The organism is Hymenobacter jejuensis, from assembly GCF_006337165.1.
GTDB classification, from domain to species: domain Bacteria; phylum Bacteroidota; class Bacteroidia; order Cytophagales; family Hymenobacteraceae; genus Hymenobacter; species Hymenobacter jejuensis.
Window position 1 is genome coordinate 325,913 of the sequence record NZ_CP040896.1, and the last position, 21,527, is coordinate 347,439.

At 58.3% G+C, this 21,527-nt stretch carries 13 protein-coding genes; 7 read left to right on the forward strand and 6 right to left on the reverse strand.

What is annotated here, in order from left to right; all coding sequences use genetic code 11:
* Positions 1-2 precede the first annotated feature (2 nt).
* The 5 genes from FHG12_RS01150 to FHG12_RS01170 all read right to left on the reverse strand — a co-directional run bounded on the left by FHG12_RS01150 (position 3) and on the right by FHG12_RS01170 (position 5,653).
* Positions 3-770 (reverse strand): TatD family hydrolase, encoded by a 768-nt coding sequence (locus tag FHG12_RS01150; RefSeq protein ID WP_139513771.1) that lies wholly within the window; start codon positions 768-770, stop codon positions 3-5.
* Positions 771-1,089: 319 nt separating this feature from the next.
* A complete protein-coding gene (locus tag FHG12_RS01155; RefSeq protein ID WP_165699267.1) occupies positions 1,090-2,166 on the reverse strand; it encodes a glycosyltransferase in 1,077 nt (358 codons plus the stop codon).
* A 33-nt stretch (positions 2,167-2,199) separates the two neighbouring features.
* Positions 2,200-2,832 (reverse strand): polysaccharide deacetylase family protein, encoded by a 633-nt coding sequence (locus FHG12_RS01160; protein ID WP_230471245.1) that lies wholly within the window; start codon positions 2,830-2,832, stop codon positions 2,200-2,202.
* Positions 2,833-2,923: 91 nt separating this feature from the next.
* On the reverse strand, positions 2,924-4,048 hold the full coding sequence (locus tag FHG12_RS01165; RefSeq protein WP_139513775.1) for a glycosyltransferase family 4 protein: 1,125 nt from the start codon (positions 4,046-4,048) through the stop codon (positions 2,924-2,926).
* Between the two features lie 126 nt (positions 4,049-4,174).
* A complete protein-coding gene (locus FHG12_RS01170; RefSeq protein WP_139513777.1) occupies positions 4,175-5,653 on the reverse strand; it encodes an oligosaccharide flippase family protein in 1,479 nt (492 codons plus the stop codon).
* A 165-nt stretch (positions 5,654-5,818) separates the two neighbouring features.
* On the opposite strand from FHG12_RS01170, the gene FHG12_RS01175 reads away from it, so the two are divergent.
* The 6 genes from FHG12_RS01175 to FHG12_RS01200 all read left to right on the forward strand — a co-directional run bounded on the left by FHG12_RS01175 (position 5,819) and on the right by FHG12_RS01200 (position 16,819).
* The gene (locus FHG12_RS01175) at positions 5,819-6,937 is read left to right on the forward strand and encodes a GumC domain-containing protein (RefSeq protein WP_139513779.1); all 1,119 of its coding nucleotides are present in this window, start codon (positions 5,819-5,821) and stop codon (positions 6,935-6,937) included.
* Positions 6,938-6,945: 8 nt separating this feature from the next.
* Entirely contained in the window at positions 6,946-8,406 is a 1,461-nt protein-coding gene (locus tag FHG12_RS01180; protein WP_139513781.1) for an O-antigen ligase family protein, read from the forward strand.
* Positions 8,407-8,987: 581 nt separating this feature from the next.
* Complete coding sequence (locus tag FHG12_RS01185) at positions 8,988-12,122, forward strand: SusC/RagA family TonB-linked outer membrane protein (protein ID WP_139513783.1); 3,135 nt, start codon at positions 8,988-8,990, stop codon at positions 12,120-12,122.
* A 29-nt stretch (positions 12,123-12,151) separates the two neighbouring features.
* Positions 12,152-13,657 (forward strand): RagB/SusD family nutrient uptake outer membrane protein, encoded by a 1,506-nt coding sequence (locus FHG12_RS01190; RefSeq protein ID WP_139513785.1) that lies wholly within the window; start codon positions 12,152-12,154, stop codon positions 13,655-13,657.
* A gap of 120 nt (positions 13,658-13,777) precedes the next feature.
* Positions 13,778-15,802 carry a rhamnogalacturonan lyase gene (locus tag FHG12_RS01195; RefSeq protein ID WP_317129694.1) on the forward strand — a complete coding sequence of 675 codons (2,025 nt, stop codon included), beginning with the start codon at positions 13,778-13,780 and terminating at the stop codon, positions 15,800-15,802.
* 237 nt (positions 15,803-16,039) lie between these two features.
* On the forward strand, positions 16,040-16,819 hold the full coding sequence (locus FHG12_RS01200; protein ID WP_139513787.1) for a rhamnogalacturonan acetylesterase: 780 nt from the start codon (positions 16,040-16,042) through the stop codon (positions 16,817-16,819).
* A 63-nt stretch (positions 16,820-16,882) separates the two neighbouring features.
* Here the strand turns inward: FHG12_RS01200 and FHG12_RS01205 are convergent, their stop codons facing one another.
* On the reverse strand, positions 16,883-18,940 hold the full coding sequence (locus FHG12_RS01205) for a glycoside hydrolase family 65 protein (protein WP_230471246.1): 2,058 nt from the start codon (positions 18,938-18,940) through the stop codon (positions 16,883-16,885).
* A gap of 747 nt (positions 18,941-19,687) precedes the next feature.
* On the opposite strand from FHG12_RS01205, the gene FHG12_RS01210 reads away from it, so the two are divergent.
* Entirely contained in the window at positions 19,688-21,463 is a 1,776-nt protein-coding gene (locus FHG12_RS01210) for a glycoside hydrolase family 13 protein (protein ID WP_139513788.1), read from the forward strand.
* Positions 21,464-21,527: the final 64 nt, after the last annotated feature.

The window sequence follows — 21,527 nt, forward strand, 5'->3', positions numbered from 1 at the left end:
GCCTAGAGGTTAAACAGCGCTTTCGCGTTGCGGGTGGTAGCTTCCACAACTTCCTCCACGTCCTTTTGCAACAACTCCGCGGTTCGCTGCGCAATCAGGGGCAAGTAGGCCGGTTCGTTGCGTTTGCCACGGTGCGGAACGGGCGCCAGATACGGGCAGTCGGTTTCGAGCAGCAAATTGGCTAAGTCAATGGCAGGCAGCACTTTATCCAGTCCGCCGTTTTTGAACGTTGCCACGCCTCCAATGCCCAGCAAGAACCCCAGCTTACTAGCGCGCTCGGCTTCCTCCGGGGTACCCGAAAAGCAATGAAACACGCCCCGCAAGCTGCCGTCCTGCGCTTCTTCGATGAGGTCGGCCGTTTCGCGGAAGGCGTCGCGGGTATGCAGCACCAGCGGCAATTGATACCGCTTGGCCAAGTCAATTTGGACGCGCAGGGCTTCTTGCTGCTGCGCAAAAAAGCTTTTGTCCCAATACAGATCGATGCCGCACTCTCCTACTGCGGCAAATGGCCGCTTGCTCAGCCACTCCTCCACTTGGTACAACTCCCGCTCGAAGTGTTTGCCCACCGAACACGGATGCAACCCCATCATAGCGAAGCAGTTCTGCGGGTAATGCAGCTCCGTTTCGAGCATGGCATCGATGCTGGTGTGGTCGATGTTGGGCATCACGATGGTCTGAACGCCAGCTTCGAAAGCGCGTTGCAGGGTAGCATCGCGGTCTTCTTTAAACTGCTCGGAATAGATGTGCGCGTGGGAGTCGGTGAGGTGCATAGTGTGGGTAGGTCAAGCCGCAAAAGTCAGAAATGCTACGCTAAGAATGGGCAACAGCGGGGCTTTTTTGTCGAGTCCGGTTGCTGCTTGTTGCCAAATGACTGCGCAGAAGTTTTCACTCAGCTTTTCTTAATCCATAGTCTAGCTTAATCTACCACGTCGCCCCTTTTCCCACCTGTCATCCTGAGCGCAGCGAAGGACCCTGTCACGCATGAGCAACATGCCTATTCCTTGTTCTGGTGTGACAAGGTCCTTCGCTGCGCTCAGGATGACAGAGTGGGCTATCACCAAGAAAATGATATAATGATTTGACAATCAACTATTTATAAACACGTCCTTTCCAATCAAACTTTAGCCTCAGCGCTCGAAATGCGCCCAGGCCAGCCGTCAGGAAGATGGTGTAAAGCTCAAATACGGGCAGCAGCTCCAGTGGCGGCCGGCGGCCGAGGCGGCGGAAGCAAATGGCAGCCAGCAGGCCTTGCAACACCATTTTGGTAAGCCACACCTGCGCCGCCAACGCGAGGCCGCCAGTCCATGCCAGCAACGCCAAAGCCAAGTAAAACAACGCGTAATACACCAGTCCCAGCTGGAGCCACCACGGCAGCGCCTCCACGCCGCGGAGCCAGCGCCGGCGCTGGTGCAGCAGGCGCGCCACCGTAGCAATGGGCAGTGAAAGCGCCAGCACTTCGGGCCGGAAGACGTTGCGAAAAGTGAATCCCTGCCGCAAAACGGCCTTGAACAACTCGTAATCTTCGGTAACGGAGAACGGCAGCTGCTCGTAGCCGCCGGTGGCTTGGTAAGCAGCGCGCGTCACGAGCATGTTGTTGCCCATCGCGGTTACGGGTACGCCAAAATCCGACACGACCTGCACGAGGCCCAACGAGATCAGCCAATCGAGGCCCTGAAGGCGGTCGAACAGGCGCGGTCCTTCCACCACCGTCAGGCCCGTGACAGTGCCCACGCCCGGCTGCGCGTACGGCAACAACCCTTCAATCCAGGTGGGCGGCACGGCGATATCGGCGTCCGTAATGAAGTAATAATCAGACGTAGCCACGCGGGCCAGATGCGCCAGTACATTGGCCTTGCCCCTCGCGAAGCCGAGCGTATCGGAGATGTTAACACACTGAAAATCACCATCATAATCGTGCATTACTTGCTCGGCTATGGCGCGGGTGCGGTCGGTGGAAGCATCGTCGCCGAGCAGCACTTCGAGGAGGTGTGCCGGGTAATTTAGGGCCCGCACCGAAGCCAGACAGCGGCCAATGGCGGCCTCTTCGTTGCGGGCGGCAATAAGAATGCTCACGCGCGGCAAGGGCTCGGGCAGCGGGCCGGGCTTGCGGCCGCGCCGCAGGGCAAACAGCAGCGTGGAAAGCCCCAGCACGGCAAACCAACCCATAAAATATCCGGTGAGCCAGTCGAGCATCAGCGCTTACAGCGATTCAAATTGGAAACCTAGGTTGGCAAAGTGCGCTAAGTAACGCGGCAGCACGTAGCGCAGGTTACGGCTGGCCTTAAGGCTGTCGTGAAACACCACAATGGAGCCGGGTTTGGTCAGCCGAATCGCGTTGCGAAGGCAGGCTTCGGAGTTGTACGAAGCGTCGTAATCGCAGGTCAGCAGGTCCCACATGACTACTTGGTGCGTGGGGTGCAGCGCCCGCGCCAACGGAATGGTAATGCGCCCATAAGGCGGCCGCAGCAACGGCCGGGCCTCAGGCACAACCGTCAGATTGTCAAGCTCTTGCTGACAGCGTTTTACTTCCTTCAGATACACCTCACGGGGGTGCGACCAGCCGCTGACGTGGTGGTAGGTGTGATTGGCCAGCCGATGCCCGGCTGCCAGCGTTTGGCGGGCCACGTCGGGGTTACGGGTTAGGTTTTCGCCCACGCAAAAAAAGGTACCTCGTGCTTGGTACCGCGCCAGCTGCTCGAGCACAAACGGCGTTTCCTCCGGAATGGGGCCATCGTCGAAGGTCAGGTACAGCGTGTTGCTGGTGGCCGGCATCTCCCACAGGCAAGTCGGCAGCAAGCGCCGGACGGGCGCCGGCATACGAAACAGATGCAAGGTTCAGGAATTAAAAGTACAGGCCAGACGCGGCGCACGAACTGGTTTGCAAGGTAGGCGATGCGCTCCAGAATGAATCTTACGCTTGCCGCTACGCCGCTAAGCTCACGGCCTGCCACAGCTCCGCAGCGCTTTTGTCCCAGGAAAAACGTCGGATGTTTAGCTTTCCGCGCTCGATTAGTTGCGCGCGCAAGGTACTGTCGGACTGCACGTTGGCGAGTGCTTCGGCAATGGATTCTACTGAAAACGGGTCGACCAGCAAGGCCGCGTCGCCGGCCACTTCGGGCAGCGAACTAAGGTTGGAGGTTATGACCGGGCACCCGCACGCCTGCGCTTCGATGATCGGAATTCCAAACCCTTCTAAATAAGGCACATACACGGTAGCCAGCGCCGCACCGTATAGCTGCACCAGCTCGGCGTCGGTCACGCGGCCCGTCAGGAGCACATCGGCGCGGTGTTGCATCTGCTGGTATTGGTCGAATATCGGGCCCGCGTTCCAGGCTTTGCGGCCCACAATGAGCAGCTTGGTAGCCGCGCCGGTGCGGGTTTTGAACTGGTCGAAAGCACGTAGCAGGTTCACCAAGTTCTTGCGCGGCTGCAACGCTCCCACAAACAGAAAATACGGCGCGCCGCCGCTAAAGCGAATGCGGGTTTCGGTCTGCTGAGTTTTGGAAGAAGGGCGAAACTGCTCATCTACAGCATTATACACCACACTAATACGCTGCGGATCAATGCCGTAGGTGGCCACTACATCCTGCTTGGTTGCCTCCGATACGGCCACAATACGAGCGGAAGCGCGCACAAAACGCGGGGTAAAAAAATGGTAATACTGGCGCTGCACAATGCCCACATCGTCCGGGAAGTGCTCCAACGCCAAGTCATGAATAACCGTCACGCGCGGCACTTTTGTGAGCAGGGTCGTGTGGCCATCGGGACTCAAAAACACCGCCGGCCGATGGATTGCCAGCCAACCAGCTACCGCGCCCTCAAACCACGCCATGAACAGAAACGGGTGCCGGGCGGGCGGTACCAGCACGTGCGGCACCACGTTGGGTCCAAACAGGTATTTGGGGTCGAAAGGGCGGTCGAAAAGGAAATGAAAAGTGTGCTCCGGCTGCTGCTGCACCACGCGGCGCAACGTTTCGTAGGTGAAACGCCCAATGCCTTCCAGCTTATTGCCGGGGAGCAGAAATCGTACGTTGACAGCGATATGCAAACAGGAGCCGAATTAAAGAGAGCAAAAACTTACGGTTATAACTATTTAACGATCAAATAGTTATAACTAATTATTTCTAATACATGCACAAAAGCAGCTGACTTGGCGAACTGCTCCTTTGGTGTTTTATCGCCGTATCAATGCCTTTAGCTCGGCTAGCCGTACCACGCGCGTTGCAAACAAAATGACGACAAATGCGATGCCAGCCCCTACAGTTTCCAGCAGCCACTGATCGACCAGACGCCGGAGCCCGAAAAAGACCGCGCACAGGAGCCCAAAAGCCACCGCCAACCGCCCCAGCACGGCCCACGGAATGGCCACCTGCGCCCTATCGCGCACCAGCCAGACGTAGCCGCCGGAAACCAACAGCGTGCAAATCAAGGTGTTGCTGGCCGCGGCCAGTGCCCCGTACCGCGGCAGCAGCAACACGTTCAAAACAATATTCAGCGTGATGCTGGCGACGATGAGCCAGCTTACGGCTTTTTCCTGATTGGTACTCGTCAGCAGGGTGCTGTAGATGGCGAAGAAGGCGTGGACGACCACGTTGAGAAATAAGACCTTCAGGCTCAGCGTCATGCGCGTGAGTTCGGCGGCGGTGCTATGGCTGAACTGCCAGAACAGCACCTCGCCCCGAAACAGGACAAACGCGCTCACAAACAGCAGGGGCACCGTAACGATGCGCTGCCCAAACCAGAGCAGCTCGCGCAGCTCGTCGCGGCGGTGCGCGGCGTGCGCAAACTTGGCGAAAAACAGCGGCAGCACCGTCCAGAGGTACATCATGACGGCATCCATCCAGCGGTAAGCGCCGGCATAATACCCGGCTTCCTGCGGCGAAACCAAGCGTTCGAGCATGATCATGTCGACGCGCTCGTTGAGGCCGTAGAGCAGCATGATGAGGGCAAAAGGCAGACTTTCGCGAACAACCAGCCGCACATGTTCCCAACGCGGCCGATACCGCACCCAACCGTAAAGCCTTGTCACTAAGCCATATAGCAACAAAAAGGTTACCAGCGTAGCCACGGAGCGCGCGCCCACGTAGCGGTCGAGCGTCAGGCCGACGGGTAGCAACAGTAGCACTAGGGCCAGTAGCAGCGCCTTTTCGACTACCGATAGCACCGCGTCGGTGTTGAAGCGCTGGTAGCCTTGCAGCGCCCCGCGCAAGAAGCCGATGTACTGCGTCAGGAGCATCCCGGCCCCGATCAGGGCCAGCAGCGTGAGTGTGTGGCCGCGGTACCCAATGCCCCAACCGACCGCCGTCACGACCCCTAGAAACACCAGCGACAGCCCGGTTTTTAAGGGCAACACCGTCGGGAAATATTCGGGCAAAAAATCGGGCGTGGCCGCAACGCGCTTGGTCGTGTGCTGGGTCAGGCCAAGGTCGGAAAGGGCCGCAAAGATGATGGTGAGGTTAAACAGGGCGGTGAACGTGCCGAAGGCCGCGTGGCCCAGCCGGTCCTGCACCAAGTTTTCGACTACCACCCAGCCCGGCTTCACGAGCAGGTTGAGCAGGATAACAAGGCTGATATTTCCGAAAAACTTTTTGATGGGGCGAGCGGCTGATTGCGGGACGAAATTAGGCAATAAGTCGCCGTATTGTGTTGCCAACGCCCACCTGACTATGTGCTGCTCTCGCAGCTGAACAACGCCTACACCTACGTCGCAGTCTTGCGCAAGCCCGTGAGAAGTAATGCCTAATTCTACTAGATTTGCCTGCCTCCGCTCCCTTAAAAGGGCCGGTTTCGTGCCTCCTGTTGCTCATTTCCGTCCCATATGTCCGCTCGCTCCTATTCGCTTCTGGGTTTATGGCCTCTCCTTCGCAAATGGCGGCGACCGGTGCTAGGGGCCTTGCTGCTGGCCATAATCGGCAGTGTATTGGTGGCCCTGCTACTGCCTAATATCTACAAATCGACGGCGGTCTTCTACCCTACCAATCCAGAAACCATTGATCCTGACCGGCTTGTGGAAGAGCGGAGCAACGGCAACTTAGTGCCTAGCCTCACTCCGGGTGGCCGCGCCGAAGACCTCGACCGCATCATCACCATCGGGCAGTCGCAGCCCATTGCCGAGCTGATTATCAAGCGCTTCCACCTGCACGAACACTACAAGCTGGGCCAACCAGGCGATGAGTTGGCCGATCAGTACGTGCTCGATGAGTTTAGCAGCAACCTGAGCATTGTGCACAACGAGCGCGACGCCATTGAGCTTACGTTCCAGGACAAAGACAAAGTGCTGGCCGCGCAAGTCGTGAATGCCATGACGCAGGCCATCGATTCGTTTAACCAGCAACTGACGCTCGAAAACCGCCGCAAAATCATTGACCTATACCGCGAGCGGGCCAATTTCCTGGAGCACGAGCACTCGCAAATTCGCGACAGCCTGATTCGGTTTCGGCGCCGCTATGGCATTTACGGCATGCAAATGGAGTCGCGCTACCTGGCCAAGGAAATCGTGGAAACGGAAACGGCCCTGCGGCAGGCCGAAGGCGAAGTGGCCGCTGGCGGCGGCTCGGCGGCGAAGGTTGCTGGGCTGCGCCGGGCCTTGCGCGGCCTCACCCAAGCCGACGGTGGCAACGCCCTGAACCTGGAAAACTTTACGGCCGGCAACGACGAGCTAACCACGCTGGCCATTCGATTTCAGGACGTACAGGGGCGGTTGGTGCGCGCCCGCGGGGCTTACGAAACGGCCCGGTTGGCCATTAGCGGCAAGATTTCGTCTATCTACGTGGTACAAAAGGCCTACCCCGCGGCCCGCAAGTCTAAGCCCATTCGTTGGTTGATTGTGGTGGGGTCGGTGGTGGTTACGTTTGTACTAGCCGTGGTTTTCATTGCGCTGCTGGAAGCTTACCGCCGCAATGCCAGCAGCGAGCTGGCTGCCACTTACCCCGACTAGCTCCTGCGATGCCTACCCCTCCCCTGCTCCGGCGCCTTACTCCTCCCGACGCAGATCAACGGCTGTTTGCGGCATTTGTGGGCGTAGTACTGATCGGGGGCGCGGCGGCTTTGCTGCTCGACTCGCCGGCCTGGGCTGCATTGCCCGTGCTCGTGTTGGGCGCGCTGGTGCTGGCCCTCGACTGGCGCTGGCTCTACTACCTGCTGCTGACGACGCTGGCGTTTTCGCGCGAAATTTCCCTGCCCGGCGGCCTGAGCTTGGATGTGCCCTCGGAGCCGTTGCTGGTGGTGTTGCTGGGGTGCGTGAGCGCTAGCTTGCTGCTTGGCCGCAATGCCCTGCCGGCGCGCTTCTGGACGCATCCGCTGGTGGTGTTGATGGGGCTGGCGTTGCTGTGGGCCGTAGTTTCTACGCTTTTCTCGGTAAACGCCACTAAGTCAATTAAATACCTGCTGGCCAAAACCTGGTACCTCGTGCCGTTCGTGTTCGGCACGTTGCTGGTTGTGCGGCGCCCGGCCGATGTCTGGCGCGTAGCCGGGTGCTACGCCGCCGGCACGGCCGCGACGGTCCTCTACGCGGCGGTCCGCCACGCGAGCACTGGGTTTACGTTCGCGACCATCAATCACGCTGTGCAGCCCTTTTACCACAACCACGTGCTGTATTCGGTGGCGCTGGCCTTGCTCGTGCCGTATGCTTTTTACGCGGCCCGCGCCACCACGCACCGCGGGAAGCGGCGGCTGTGGTATGCCGCGATGGTCTTGTTTGTGCTGGGCATCAGCCTCTCGTACACCCGAGCTTCCATGCTTTCTTTGCCTGTGGCGGCGGGGTTTTACCTGATGATGCGCCTGCGCCAGACGCGCATGGTGCTATGGGCTGTGGTGCTGATGGCAGCCGGCGCGGCGGCCTACCTGGTGCACCAGGATAACTTCATGCGCTACGCCCCCACCTTCGAGCGGACCATCTTCAACGGGCAGAACTTCGAAAAGCACCTCGAAGCCACGTACAAACTCGAAGACGTGTCGGGCATGGAGCGGGTGTACCGCTGGGTGGCCGCCGCCCACATGATTGGCGAGAAGCCCTGGGTAGGCAGCGGCCCGAGCACTTTTTACCCCGAGTACAAGCGCTTCACCATCAAGAGCTTCCGCACCTACGTCAGCGCCAATCCCGAGCACTCGACCACCCACAACTATTTTCTGCTGATGCTGGCCGAGCAGGGCATTCCGGGATTGGGGCTGTTTGCGCTGCTGGTCGGGACGGCCCTGCTGCGCATGGAGCGCTTGTACCACCGCAGCACCTCGGCCGCGCACCGCCGCGTGGTGCTGGCAGCGGGGTTATCGCTGGTGATTATCGTCTTCCACTTGTTTTTGAATGAGCTGGTGGAAGTGGATAAGATTGGCTCCTTCTTCTACCTCAACCTCGCCGTGCTCATGCGGGCGGAAGAATGGATAGACAGCGAATCGCTCGAAGTGTAAGGTCTATGCAGGGACTAATGGGTTTCCATAATCCCTTCTGGAATAGGCCATTACGTAAATCAGTCAATCAAACTACTTATATCGCTGGGGCGGATACCGGCTTTGCTGGTCTGGGACAAGGCCCTTACGGCATGGGCTTATATCCTATAAGTATCTTATAATCAATATTTTACAACAAGCACAAAGCTTTGCAGCCCGGCGTTGAGCTCCGCATTGCTGAACGTAAGGCCCGTCTGCGGCAGCTACCGATGTCTCCGCGGCTCCGGCAGAGGGGTTTTGCTGACCTGCTCGCGGGGCGGGGGCGGGATGGAGTTAGGACTTCTGGGTGTTCGGATAAAATTCTTTAGGACAGGAGGGTACGGGAAGGAGGAAGCGAGGGCTGCCGATAGCTTTAGGTATTTATCGTGAAGTTCTGATTTGACACGGCGCCCGATAAGGCTGAAGCTGCCACTCAGCAACCACGCCGTTAGTAGTGCTTGTCTTTGCTTCTTATTCCTAATACCTAACGCTCACAACCCGGTTTGCTCACCCCCTGCGCAAACCTTTGCACAAGCTGCCTTCCTAAAACCCTGTTTACCCCTATGAAAAAGCTTTACTGCTTATCTAGATTACTGCCGTTGCTGGTGTTGCTGCTGCTTGCGCAGAGCGCGTTTGCGCAGGCCCAGACCATTACCGGCAAAGTAATAACTGCCGACAGCAAAGAGACCCTGCCCGGCGTGACGATCGTGGTGAAAGGCACGACCAACGGCACCAGTTCCGCCGCCGACGGCACGTTCTCCCTGAATGTGCCGGACCTGAACGGTACGCTCGTGTTTTCCTTCGTGGGCTATACCTCAAAAGAAGTAGCCATCAATGGTCAAACAAAAATTTCTATTGCGCTGGCGCAGGACACTAAAATGCTGGACGAGGCTGTGGTAGTAGGCTACGGCACCCAAAAGCGCGGCAACGTAACCGGGGCCGTGGCGGGCGTTACGGCCAAAGAAATTGAGGAGCGTCCCGTCAACCGCATCGAGAATGCGCTGGCCGGCCAAATGCCCGGCGTGACGGTGCAAACGGTTTCGGGCGAGCCGGGCGCGGAGCTGCAAATCCGCGTCCGCGGCACGGGCTCCATCAACGCCTCTACGGAGCCTTTGTATGTCGTGGACGGCGTGCCCGTGGACAATCTGCGTGGCATCAACCCCACCGACGTGGCCAACCTCGAAGTGCTGAAAGATGCGGCTTCGGCGGCCATTTACGGCTCGCGCGGTTCCAACGGCGTCGTGATCGTGACCACCAAGCGGGGCAAGAAAGGCAAGGCGCAGCTGCAATTTTCGGGCTACACCGGCATCCAGAATCTGGAGCGCCGCATGGACATGATGGGGCCGGAACAGTGGATTCAGCAGCGGAAAGAAGGCATCGACGAGGCGTGGGTGAACCGCGGCAAAACCTTGGGCAAAACCTACACCGCCAACGACCCGATGGATTTCCGGGCCCGCGAGCTGACGACTCCAACCGCCGTTGTGACGCCGGCCCACCCCAACGCCACCTACATGTACGACCCCAAGTGGCAGTACGGCACCGATAGTCTTGCCTACACCGACTGGCAGAAGGCCATGTTCCGGCAGGCTGTGATGCAGCAGTACCAGATCGGGGTTTCGGGCGGCACCGACGATTTTACCTACAACGTCAACGGCTCTTACCTGAGCCAACAGGGTATCGTACTGGGTACCAACCTGCAACGCGCTACGCTGCGGGCCAACCTGGACGCCAAAGTGCGCAAGGGCATTCGCCTAACGATGACCCTGGCGCCTTCCACCGAATGGTCGGGACTGGGCCGCGTCGATGGCAAAGACCAGCAAGCCCTGAATGCCATTCAGATGCCGCCGGTAGGCCCCAAAGATGCCGGGGTGCTGGTAGGTGCCGATCCGTATCCGGCGTACGCCTGGTCGGGGCGTTACATCAGCCCCGTGGCGGTAATGGAGCGTACAAAAGTGAGCACGACCCGCACCCGCCTCAATGCCAACATGGGCCTGAACATCGACCTGATCAAGGATTTCCAGCTACAGCTGCTGGGCGCCATGGACAATAACTACATGCTCGGCGACGAGTTTTACCCCACCAACTCCAGCCGCGATTGGGCTACCGCCACCAACGAAGGTGCCCTGAGCCGCTCGCGCCGGACGCAGAACTTTGGCACGCGCTACCTGGCGCAAAGCCTGCTGAGCTACACCCATCAGTTTGGCGATCACAACATCAACGCCATCCTGGGTGCTTCGGATGAGCGTACCCGCCAAGACAACAGCTTCCAGGAAGCCACGAAGCTGCCCAACGACTGGTCGGGCCTGTTCAGCAACGCCAACTCCGTGACCACCACCAACACCACGGTGCCTTTCAAAACCAACCTGATTTCGGTGTTTGGGCGGGTGCAGTACAACTACAAAGAGAAGTACCTGGTATCGGGCAGCTTGCGCCGCGATGGCTCGTCGAAGTTTGGGGCCAACTCCCACTGGGGGTTGTTCCCGGCGGCCTCGCTGGGCTGGCGCCTATCGGAGGAGAACTTCATGAAGAACATCAACTTCATGAGCGACCTGAAGCTGCGCGCCAGCTGGGGCGTGACGGGCAACAACCGCATCCCCGACAACGTGCAGTACTCGCTGCTCAATCCGTATAACTACTCGCTCAACGGTGTTGCTGTAACTGGCTATGCACCAGGCAATTATGCCAACGACAACTTGGGCTGGGAACAAACCAGCAGCTACAACGCTGGCCTTGATTTCAGTGTGCTGCGCAGCCGCCTCTCGGTGTCGGCCGACGTGTACACCCGCACGACGTCGCGGTTGTTGCTCAGTGCCATTCAGTCGTCGCTGACAGGCTTTACCAACAGCTACCAGAACATCGGCGACATCCGCAACCAGGGCGTGGAGCTAGGCCTAAACTCCCGCAACCTAGTGGGCGCTCTCACCTGGAATACGTCCTTCAACGTGTCGTACAACCAAAACAAAGTGCTGCGCCTGGGCTTCGACGACAACCCCATCCCGACAGGTTTTACCAACCTGACTTCTATTGTGCAGGTGGGCCAGCCAGTCAATGCGTTCTTGCTTTACGACGTGATCGGGGTGTATAAAGATCAGAAGGACATCGACAGCAGCCCGCACATGGCCAAAACGCTGCCCGGCGACTCGAAGTACCGCGACGTAAACGGCGACGGCGTGATCGACAACAACGATCGCACCATCGTGGGCAACCCGCAGCCGAAGTTCATCTTTGGCATGACTAACAACTTCACCTACAAGCACTTCGACCTGTCGATCTTGATCAATGCCCAGCAGGGTGGCCAGATTTACTCGCTGGTGGGCCGCTCCATCGACCGCCCCGGCATGGGCTACCTCTACAACAAGCTGGCGAAGTGGGAAAACCGCTGGAAGTCGGAAGCGGAACCCGGCGACGGCATGACGCCGAGCATCAACGCCACCACAGGTGCATACTACGACACCCGCTGGCTCTACAGTTCCGACTACATCCGCCTCAAAAACATCACCCTGGGCTATACGCTCCCCAGCGTGCGCTTCTACAACCGCGCCCGTGTGTATCTGGCGCTTGAAAACGCTTACATCTGGGACAAATACGCAGGTGGCTACACTCCGGAAGCCTCCAACGGCACAGGCCTCGGCTCTTATGATTACGGCGGCTACCCGCAAGCCCGCACCTTCACGTTCGGCTTCAACCTGACGCTCTGATCCTGACCACCTTTCCCATAGTCTTGACGATGAAATCACTTAAAATAGTTGCCTGCGCCACGTTGCTAAGCCTAGGAGGGCTGCTGCTGCCTTCCTGCAAAGACGCGCTCGACATTGCCCCCGAAGCCCACAACAGCACCGCCGATTTCTACAAAGACGAATCGGACGTGAACCAGGGTGTGATGGCTATTTACAACGGCACGCTTACGTTTCCGACCAACTCGCAGTGGAACATGGCCGAGATGCGCAGCGATAACATCTTGATTAACACGGCGTTGAACGTACAGCGCGATTACGCCGACATCAACGGCTTCTCGGCTACCTCCCAAACCGGCCAGCTCCAGGCCACCTGGACCGACTTGTACGAAGTCGTGTACCGCGCCAACCTGCTACTGGAGAAAATTGAGCCCTTCACCTTTGCGCGGACAAACCAATTCAAAGGAGAAGCCCGCTTCCTGCGCGCCCTGTCTTACTTCGACCTGGTGCGCTACTGGGGCCCCGTGCCGATCGCCGACAAAACGCTTTCTATTCAGGACGCCAAAACCATTCCGCGGTCGCCGGTCGCCGATGTGTACAACTTCATCGTGGAAGACCTGAAGTTTGCGGCCGACAACCTGCCGGCTACCTACGCTGCTGGCGACAAAGGCCGCGCGACCAAGTGGGCGGCCAAAGCGCTGTTGGGCCGCGTGTACCTAACCATGTACGGCTACCCGCTCAAGCAAGCTGATAAGCTGGCCCTGGCCAAGCAGCAACTAAGCGACGTGATTGCCCAGGAAGGCGCTGCCGGCGCCGTGGCCGCAAACTACCCCGACTTGTTCAAAACGGCCAACGACAACAAGTTCAGCGTGTTCGAGATTCAGTACATCTCGGGTACCGGTGGCTTGGGCAGCCAGACCCCTTCCGATCAGGCGTTCCAGTTTCCGTCGCAGTGGTCCGCTTTCCAGCCTTTCGGCCCGGACGCTACCGTCAATCCCAACCTGCTCGGTGCGGGCTGGCCTAAGCTCGATAAGCGCAAGTTTGCCACGCTCGACTCGGGCTATGTCGATACGAAAACCAACGCTCGGTCGGGCCGCACGCAGTTCACGAAGTTTCTGGAAAAAGGCACCACCGCTCCCACCGGCCAGCGCGATTACCCCAACAACTATCCCGTTGTTCGCTTTGAAGACGTAGTACTGATGCAGGCCGAGGTGCTGAACGAAGAAGTGGCCAACGGGGGCTCGGTGCCCGCCCAGGCCCTTACCTACATTAACCGCATCCGTACCCGCTCGGGCCTAAAAGCACTGACTACCATGAGCAAGGAAGCCTTCCGCCTCGCCCTGGAGCAGGAGCGCCGCTGGGAGTTTGCCGCCGAAGGCATTCGCTGGTTCGACTTGGTACGCACGGGCCGCGCCCTCACCGTGATGAACGACTTCATCAAAACCAACGGCGTGCGCCACCCTGCCCCCCTCGACGAACACGACCTGCTGTTCCCGATTCCGTTGCAGGAGCTGCAAGTAAATCCGGGCTTCTGGCAGCAGAACCCCGGCTACAACTAGCCCGGCTTTCGTGTCGCTCCTATCCCCTTTTCAAAAAGCTGCTCCGCATCCGGGGCAGCTTTTTTAGGGCCAAATCTTGACAATAGCTACCAATGCGGCCTTTATTTTCCTGATGATATAATGATGGATAGTTTCTTCCGCTTTTCGCCTTCTGGTGCTGATGGCTACCGACCATCTCGACTTAAGTTGGGGGCATGGGGCACTACTTTTCTGTTGCTGGTAGCCGGTGGGCTGACCACCAGTTGGGCCCCGAAGGCTACGCTCGCCACTCGGGATCAGCGGCAGATGGAACGCTTGGGGCGGGGCGTTGTGGCTGTACAACAGGAAAAAGGCAACGTATTCATTAGCTGGAGGTTACTTAATTCTGATCCACCGAATGCGGCATTCAACCTCTTTCGCCAGAGTGGCAACCGCGCCGCTGTTCAGCTCAATCGCCAGCCCCTGACGAAAGGCACGAATTGGGTAGACAAAACGGCGGTAGATCACACGGCTTACACGTACTCCGTTCGCTTGGCTGGAGCAAGCGGCACGGGCAAAGAAACGGGCAACACCGCTTCGGTCTGGGCACAGCAGTTTATGCGCGTGCCGCTCCAGCGCCCAGAGGGCGGCACCGTGAGCAGCGGCCCCGACGTGAGCCCTTTCACCTACAGCGCCAACGATGCCTCCGTTGCCGACCTCGACGGCGACGGCGAATATGAGATCATTCTGAAATGGGACCCGTCTAATTCGCGCGACAACGGCTCAGCGGGACTTGCCGGCCCCGTTATTCTGGATGCTTACAAGCTGAATGGCACCCGGCTTTGGCGCATTAACTTGGGCAAGAATATCCGCGCCGGCGCGCACTACACGCAGTTTATGGCCTATGACCTCGACGGCGACGGCAAGGCGGAGATCGCCTGCAAAACCGCCGACGGCACCATCGATGGCCAAGGCAAAAGCATCGGCGACGCGGCCAAAGATTACCGCTCGCTCACTATACCCACCGACGGGGTGCAAGTGCCCGCCGCGCGCGACAGCCGCTACGGCCGCATCCTGGCGGGGCCGGAGTACTTTACGGTGTTCAATGGCCTTACCGGGGCCGCGCTCGCCTCCACGGCTTACCTGCCAGCCCGCGGTCCGCTCGACGGGTGGGGTGGCATCGGCGGCAACGGCGGCAACGACAGCTACGGCAACCGTGCCGACCGCTTTCTAGCCGCCGTGGCCTACCTCGACGGGCAGCAGCCCAGCGTGGTGATGTGCCGCGGCTACTATGGCCGCTCAGTACTGGCCGCTTGGGACTGGCGCGGCGGAAAGCTCACTTCCCGTTGGGTTTTTGACTCAAAAGATGCGCAAAATGCTTTCTCCGGGATGGGCAACCACGGGCTGAGCGTCAACGACGTAGATTTCGACGGCAAGGACGAAATCGTGTACGGCTCGATGGTCGTCGACGACAACGGGCAGGGCTTGTTTTCCACCGGCCTGCGCCACGGCGACGCCCTGCACGTCAGCAACTTCGACCCCACCACGCCCGATCTGGAAGCTTGGGGGGTGCACGAAAACGAGGAAAAAGTACCCGGCCACGAAAACGGCCCCGGTGCGGCCCTCTACGATGCCACCACCGGGAAAGTGCTCTGGGGCGGCGACTACGGGCAAGATGCCGGCCGGGCCATGGCCGCCGACATCGATCCGCGCTACCTGGGGGCCGAGGTGTGGGGCGGCTCCGATGAAATTGGCCTGCGCACGATCAAGGGCGAGCGCATCGGCAAGGCGCCGCGGGCTGTAAATTTCGGCGTGTGGTGGGATGGCGATTTGCTGCGCGAATTGCTCGACCGCACCACCATCGATAAGTGGGATTACCAAAATAGCCAGGCCAAACCCTTACTGGCCGCCGATGCTTTCGGGGCCGCGTCCAACAACGGCACCAAAGCCACACCGTGCCTCAGCGCCGACCTGTTTGGCGACTGGCGCGAGGAAGTCATCTGGCGCAACACCAACAACCAGGATCTGTTGATTTTTACCACCACCATTCCGTCCCCGTATCGGTTCGTTACCCTTATGCAGGACCCCGCCTACCGCTTGGGTGTAGCACGCGAAAATGTGGGCTACAACCAGCCGCCGCACACCAGCTACTACCTGGGCGAAGGCATGGACGGAGTCGTTAAATAAGAGTCAGCGAGGATTTCGTAAGCGCAGTGGGTTTGTCCTGCTTCGGATGCGCTCAGCAGAACAAGAAATACTAAAATTATAAATTACTGATAATCAAGTAATTACTCAACAAAGCCATTGATTAACAACCACTGTTTGCAGGTGAGTGCAGGACACTGCAGCCGGCATTCGCTTCAACCTTTATTTATGTGATCTAATTCGCTATTTACATCTGATTACCAACAGGTTATTCTTAGCATGAACTTCAACTCAGCCCAGCGGTATCTGCTGGCCGCCCTCCTACTCTTCCTGATTGCGGGTTTTGGAAAGCCCAAAACGCGGCCCACGCTCTTTCTGATCGGCGACTCGACGGTGCGCAACACCAACGCGCCTCAAATGGGCTGGGGCAATGTACTGGCCAGCTATTTTGACACCACGCGCCTGCGGGTGCAAAACAACGCCATGGCGGGCCGCAGCACGCGCACGTTCATCACGGAAGGCCGTTGGGACAAGACCGTGGCCGCCCTCAAGCCCGGCGATTTTCTCATCATGCAGTTTGGCCACAACGAAGGCAGCCCGCCCGATACGACCAAAGCCGGTCGGCGCGGCGTGCTGCGCGGCACCGGCGCCGAAACGAAGAACCTGGTGTGGCCCGACGGCCATCCCGAAACCGTGAACACGTATGGCTGGTACCTGCGCAAATTCATCCGCGAAGCCAAGGCCAAAGGCGCCGCGCCCATTGTGGCTTCCATGATTCCGCGCAACGAGTGGAAAGACGGCAAAGTCGTGCGGGCCAGCAGCGATTTTGGCAAGTGGGCCGCCGAAGTAGCTCAGCAGGAAGGCGTTGCCTTCATCAATCTTAACGAGATCACGGCTCTTAAATACGACAAAATGGGCCCTGAAGCGGTGAAGGCCTTTTTCCCCGGCGACCACACCCACACCAACGAAGCCGGCGCCCGCCTCAACGCCGAATCGGTAGTAGACGGCATCCGCAGTAACCGGAAAATCGGCTTGAATAAGTACTTACTAAAGCGATAGCTTTTCGGGTGGCAAGCCGCCCTGCCTTCGGCTACCGCTTTTTTTGGTATAAGTTATTATTAATCAACGCGTTAGCGAATACGTTTTCCGCTGCACCCCCACCCCCGTGATTTTCACCGATTGCCAGCCCGTGGGCAATGTGGTTTTGCGCTGCACGATGCCCGTGGGCGTGATGTCGAGGCCGCCGAAGCCCATGAGCACGGCCTGCAAGACGCCGCCCGCGCCCGTGGCAAAGTAAGGATTGGTGCCGCCCTTGGTTTCGGCGATCACGCGGAAGGGCGGCAGCAGATTGGGCGTGTACGCATCCTGGAAAAAATGCTGGGCCTTGGCGCCATCGCCCAACCGCGAATAGAGCAATGCAAAAATGGCCTGCGTCATGGCGGGCGTGCCTTCGGTGGGCACGCGCGTTTCGTAATAGGCCAAGTCTTTCTTGATTTGGGCCGGCGCCGTCACTACGCCCAGCGGGTAAGCCAGCAGGTTGACGTCGCCTTGCTTGATGCCTTCGCCGTGGTAGGTAGCGTGCTCCTGGGTGACGCCGTCGGGGAAATGCAGCAGGGGAATGTTCTGGGCAACGTGTACCCAGTCGGGGTTGGCTTTTAGCCCCAGCAGCTTGGCAGCGGCGGCGGCGTTGCGCAGGTTTACTTGCGCGGCGGCGTTGGTAAATGCGTCATTATCAACGTTTTCGGCCCACTCGTCGGAAGCCACTACGTTCTTGATGTCGTAGTGGCCGGGGCCGTTGCGTTCGACCCGGCTGGCCCAGAAGTCGGCAGTGGCCGATAAGATGGGCCAGCCTTTCTCGCGCAGCCAGGTTTTGTCTTGGGTTACGCAGTAATATTGCCAGGCGGCCAGGGCTACGCAAGCCGAAATGTGGTGCTCAAATGGCCCGCTGAGGGCCCAGACCGGCGTTTCTTCCACGCCCGTATCGGCGCTTTCCCACGGAAACATGGCCCCTTGGTACCCGTGCGAAAAGGCATTGCGGCGGGCCGCTTCCAGCCGCTGAAAACGGTATTCCAGCAACGATTTCGCGATTTCGGGGTGCAGCACAACCAGCGCCGGAAACATCCACACGTCGGTGTCCCAGAAAACGTGGCCGTTGTAGCCCAGCCCCGACAGGCCCATGGGCGACGGCGAAAAATCGGTGCCCGCCCGCGAAAAGCTGTAGAGGTGGTAGAGCATGCTGTGCACATCTTGCTGGGCCTGCGCGTCGCCGATTATCTGGATATCGCTCTGCCACAGCTCTTTCCAGGCTTTAGCATGAAACGCGAGCAGGCGCTCGCGGCCTTCGAGCCGGGCAAAAATGGTGAGGCGCTCGGCTTCGTTGAGTGGGTCGGCGTGGTGGGCCGACGTGATAGATGAGCCAGCCACGGCGTAGCTGTATGTTTGACCGGCCTTCAGGGCCTTGCCGAATTTCATGAGGTGCATGTTGTTGTCCCACATCTCATGAATGATGCGCGGCTCCTGACCGTGTGGCTCCTCAAACAAAAAGCTGGTGCTCGCGCACAGCAGCAGCTTGCCCGTGGGGCTTTTGGCCGAGGAAGTAAGCAGGCTTAGCGTAGCGTGGGGCCGGTCGATTTCGTTGTAGTAGTTCTGCACATCACGCAGGGCATCAGGCGCTTCCATGACGCTGGCGGCCGTGAGGGACACATCCTTTTTGGCCGTAATGGACACGTCGAGCAGTACCGTGAAAGGCAGGTGGCGCAGCGCGTAATAGGTGTAGCGGATGGTGGCTTTGTCGGCGTAGTCGAAGGTGGTGGTCAGCGAAGCGCGCTGCATATCAAGCTGCTGGCGGAAGTTGCGGGCGTCTTTGGCATCGAGCCGGTGGCCATCCACTTCCAGATACATGTTCAACAGGTTGAAGCTGTTGAGAAAGTTGCTCACCCGCCCCCGCCCGTACTGGTCGTACGCCCCGGCTAGCACCACGTTTTTAACCTGAAACGGCACGGGCGACGACACAATGCCAATCATGCCGTTGGCCACGGTCACGCCATAATAATTGGCGGGGTCCACCCGATCGGCGTCGATGTGCCAAGGGTCAGGCGTTTGGGCCGACAGCGACGCTGTACACAACAGTAATAGAGCACAAAAGCTGGTTTTCAACCAGGTACGGGTGGGAAGTAGCATAGGGCAGGGAAAAGAACTGGGCTTATGGTAGGCAACTACACTGCGAGTGATCAATAAGGTAGGCAATGCGCCCGGATCGGGCTTGGCGAGCCCTGCGGAAAATCTGGAGTTTTGATAAAGACGGAAGGCCAAGAGCCTGCGTGCTATTGTCCTGCGCGACCATTTGTATCGTTTGCAGATTTGCCCTTTTTCCAGAGCATTCGCCTTGATTTTGCTACCCAGCGCATTACGAATGGCTTATAATTATAACCGTGAATATTTGCATAGCAATCTAATTATCATACATTTAAGCCAATTAAATATTCGTAAACTCCTTATTTATGCGTTGAAAAACTAAGTAAAGCCTCCCTTGTTATCGCCTCATAAAAAGCTTGCAACAAACGTTTGCAAGACCGCCACGCAGCCTGTTTTTAGCTTTTCTCCCTATGCTACTGGTTCTTCAAATCAGTGAAATTGTCGGGGCACCTCCTTGTAGGGCTCTCTACAATGTTCTATTTGACAGCCAAAAGATTAACTCTTCACCCAAGATTTTGAGCGCTTGACGCTGCATTTGCTTTCCAGTCTTACTGGATTCCCGGATCGCAGCCTTTTCCACATAACGATCTTTTAATCAATGCATTAACCAAAAGGCTATCAAAGCCTTTATCCACGCGATAAGCTGCGGTTTGCCTTAAGGCACATCGCAGGTTCGCACCCCATTTGGTCAATCTTAATATCGTTAAGAGTCTTTGCCCCTGAAGCTCCTATATGAAAAGATGCCTACCGTTGCTGTTAGCTCTCGCCTTGGAGCTGTTGGCTTGCCTACCAAGCGTAGCCCAGCAAGCAACGGCTGTTGTTGGAGGTGCGAACAAGCCGGAATGGTGGAAGGAAACAATTGTCTATCAGATATATCCGCGCAGCTTCCAGGACAGCAACGGCGATGGCGTAGGCGATTTGAAGGGCATTATTTCGCGGCTCGATTACCTGAAAAGCCTGGGGGTGGGCACCGTGTGGCTCAATCCCATTTATGCGTCGCCCAACGACGACAACGGCTACGACATCTCCGACTACCGCCAGATCATGCCGGAGTTTGGCACGATGAAGGACTTCGACGCCTTGCTCAAAGGCATGCACGATCGGGGCATCAAGCTGGTGATGGATTTGGTGGTGAACCACAGCAGCGACGAGCACCAGTGGTTTAAGCAATCGCGCAGCTCGCGCACCAACCCCTACCGCAATTATTACCATTGGTGGCCCGCCGAAAAGGGCAAGCCGACGCCCCGCTACAGCCTGTTCGACGTCGACAACAACGCGTGGAAATACGATTCGCTCACCAACGCGTATTACCTGCACTACTTCTCGCGCAAGCAGCCCGACCTGAATTGGGAAAACCCCAAGCTCCGCCAGGAAGTGTACAGCATCATGCGTTTCTGGCTGGACAAGGGCATTGACGGCTTTCGCATGGATGCGTTTCAGTACGTGGCCAAGGACACGACATTTCCGGCCTTTCCAGCCGGTTATGAGCAAGATATCGTCAGGTATTACAGCAGTGGCCCGCACCTGCACGACTACATCCAGGAGATGAACCGCGAGGTCATCAGCAAATACAACGTCGTGACGATTTCGGAAGGCGCGGGCGCCTCGCCCGAAGACGCGATGAAGTTTGTGGACCCCGCCCGCCACGAGCTAAACATGGCCTACCACTTCGAGGGCATGGGCATTGGCTACAAGCACGACAAAGACTACGACTACCTCGACCCGCAAGGGTATAATCTACTGGAATTCAAGAAGGTATATACCCGTTGGGATAAGGCTTTTGCCGAGAAAGGTTGGGGTACCATTTACCTAGGCAACCACGATCAGGTGCGCATGGTATCGCGCTGGGGCGACGACCGGCCCGCCTTCCGGGCGCCGTCGTCGAAGCTATTGACCACGTTTTTGCTCACCATGCGCGGCACGCCTTTCTACTACGCCGGCGACGAATTGGGCATGACCAACAGCGTATTTAAGAGCATTACCGACTTCCGCGACGTGGCTGCCCGCAACCAGTACCAGCACCTGCAACAAATCGGTGCCGACCTGCCCACCTTCCTGACGCGCCTGGCCAAATCGTCGCGGGATAACGGCCGCACGCCTTTTCAGTGGGACGCTACGGCCAATGCCGGCTTCACAACCGGCACCCCCTGGATTGGCACCAATCCTAACTATTTGACTATAAATAAATTACAGGAAGACAAAGATCCCAATTCCATTCTGAACTACTTCCGCAAAGCCGTTGCCCTGCGCCGGCAGCACAAAGTATTGGTGTATGGGCAGTACCAACTCCTCGACGAGGCCAACCCACACATTTACGCCTACATGCGCACGCTGGGCAAGGAGCGGGTGCTGGTGGTGCTCAATTTCTCTTCTGACAAGCGCACCTGGAGCCTACCCACCGGCCTGAAACCCGCCGGGCAACCCTGGCTCAACAATTACCCGACGCTGCAAGCCGGTAGCGCCTTCGCACTTCAGCCCTGGCAGGCGGTAGTCATCGGCCTACAATGATCTCTACTCTATTTTTTCAATCTTTTCCCACAAACGTTTCCAGAATACCCAATTGCCTGATTAA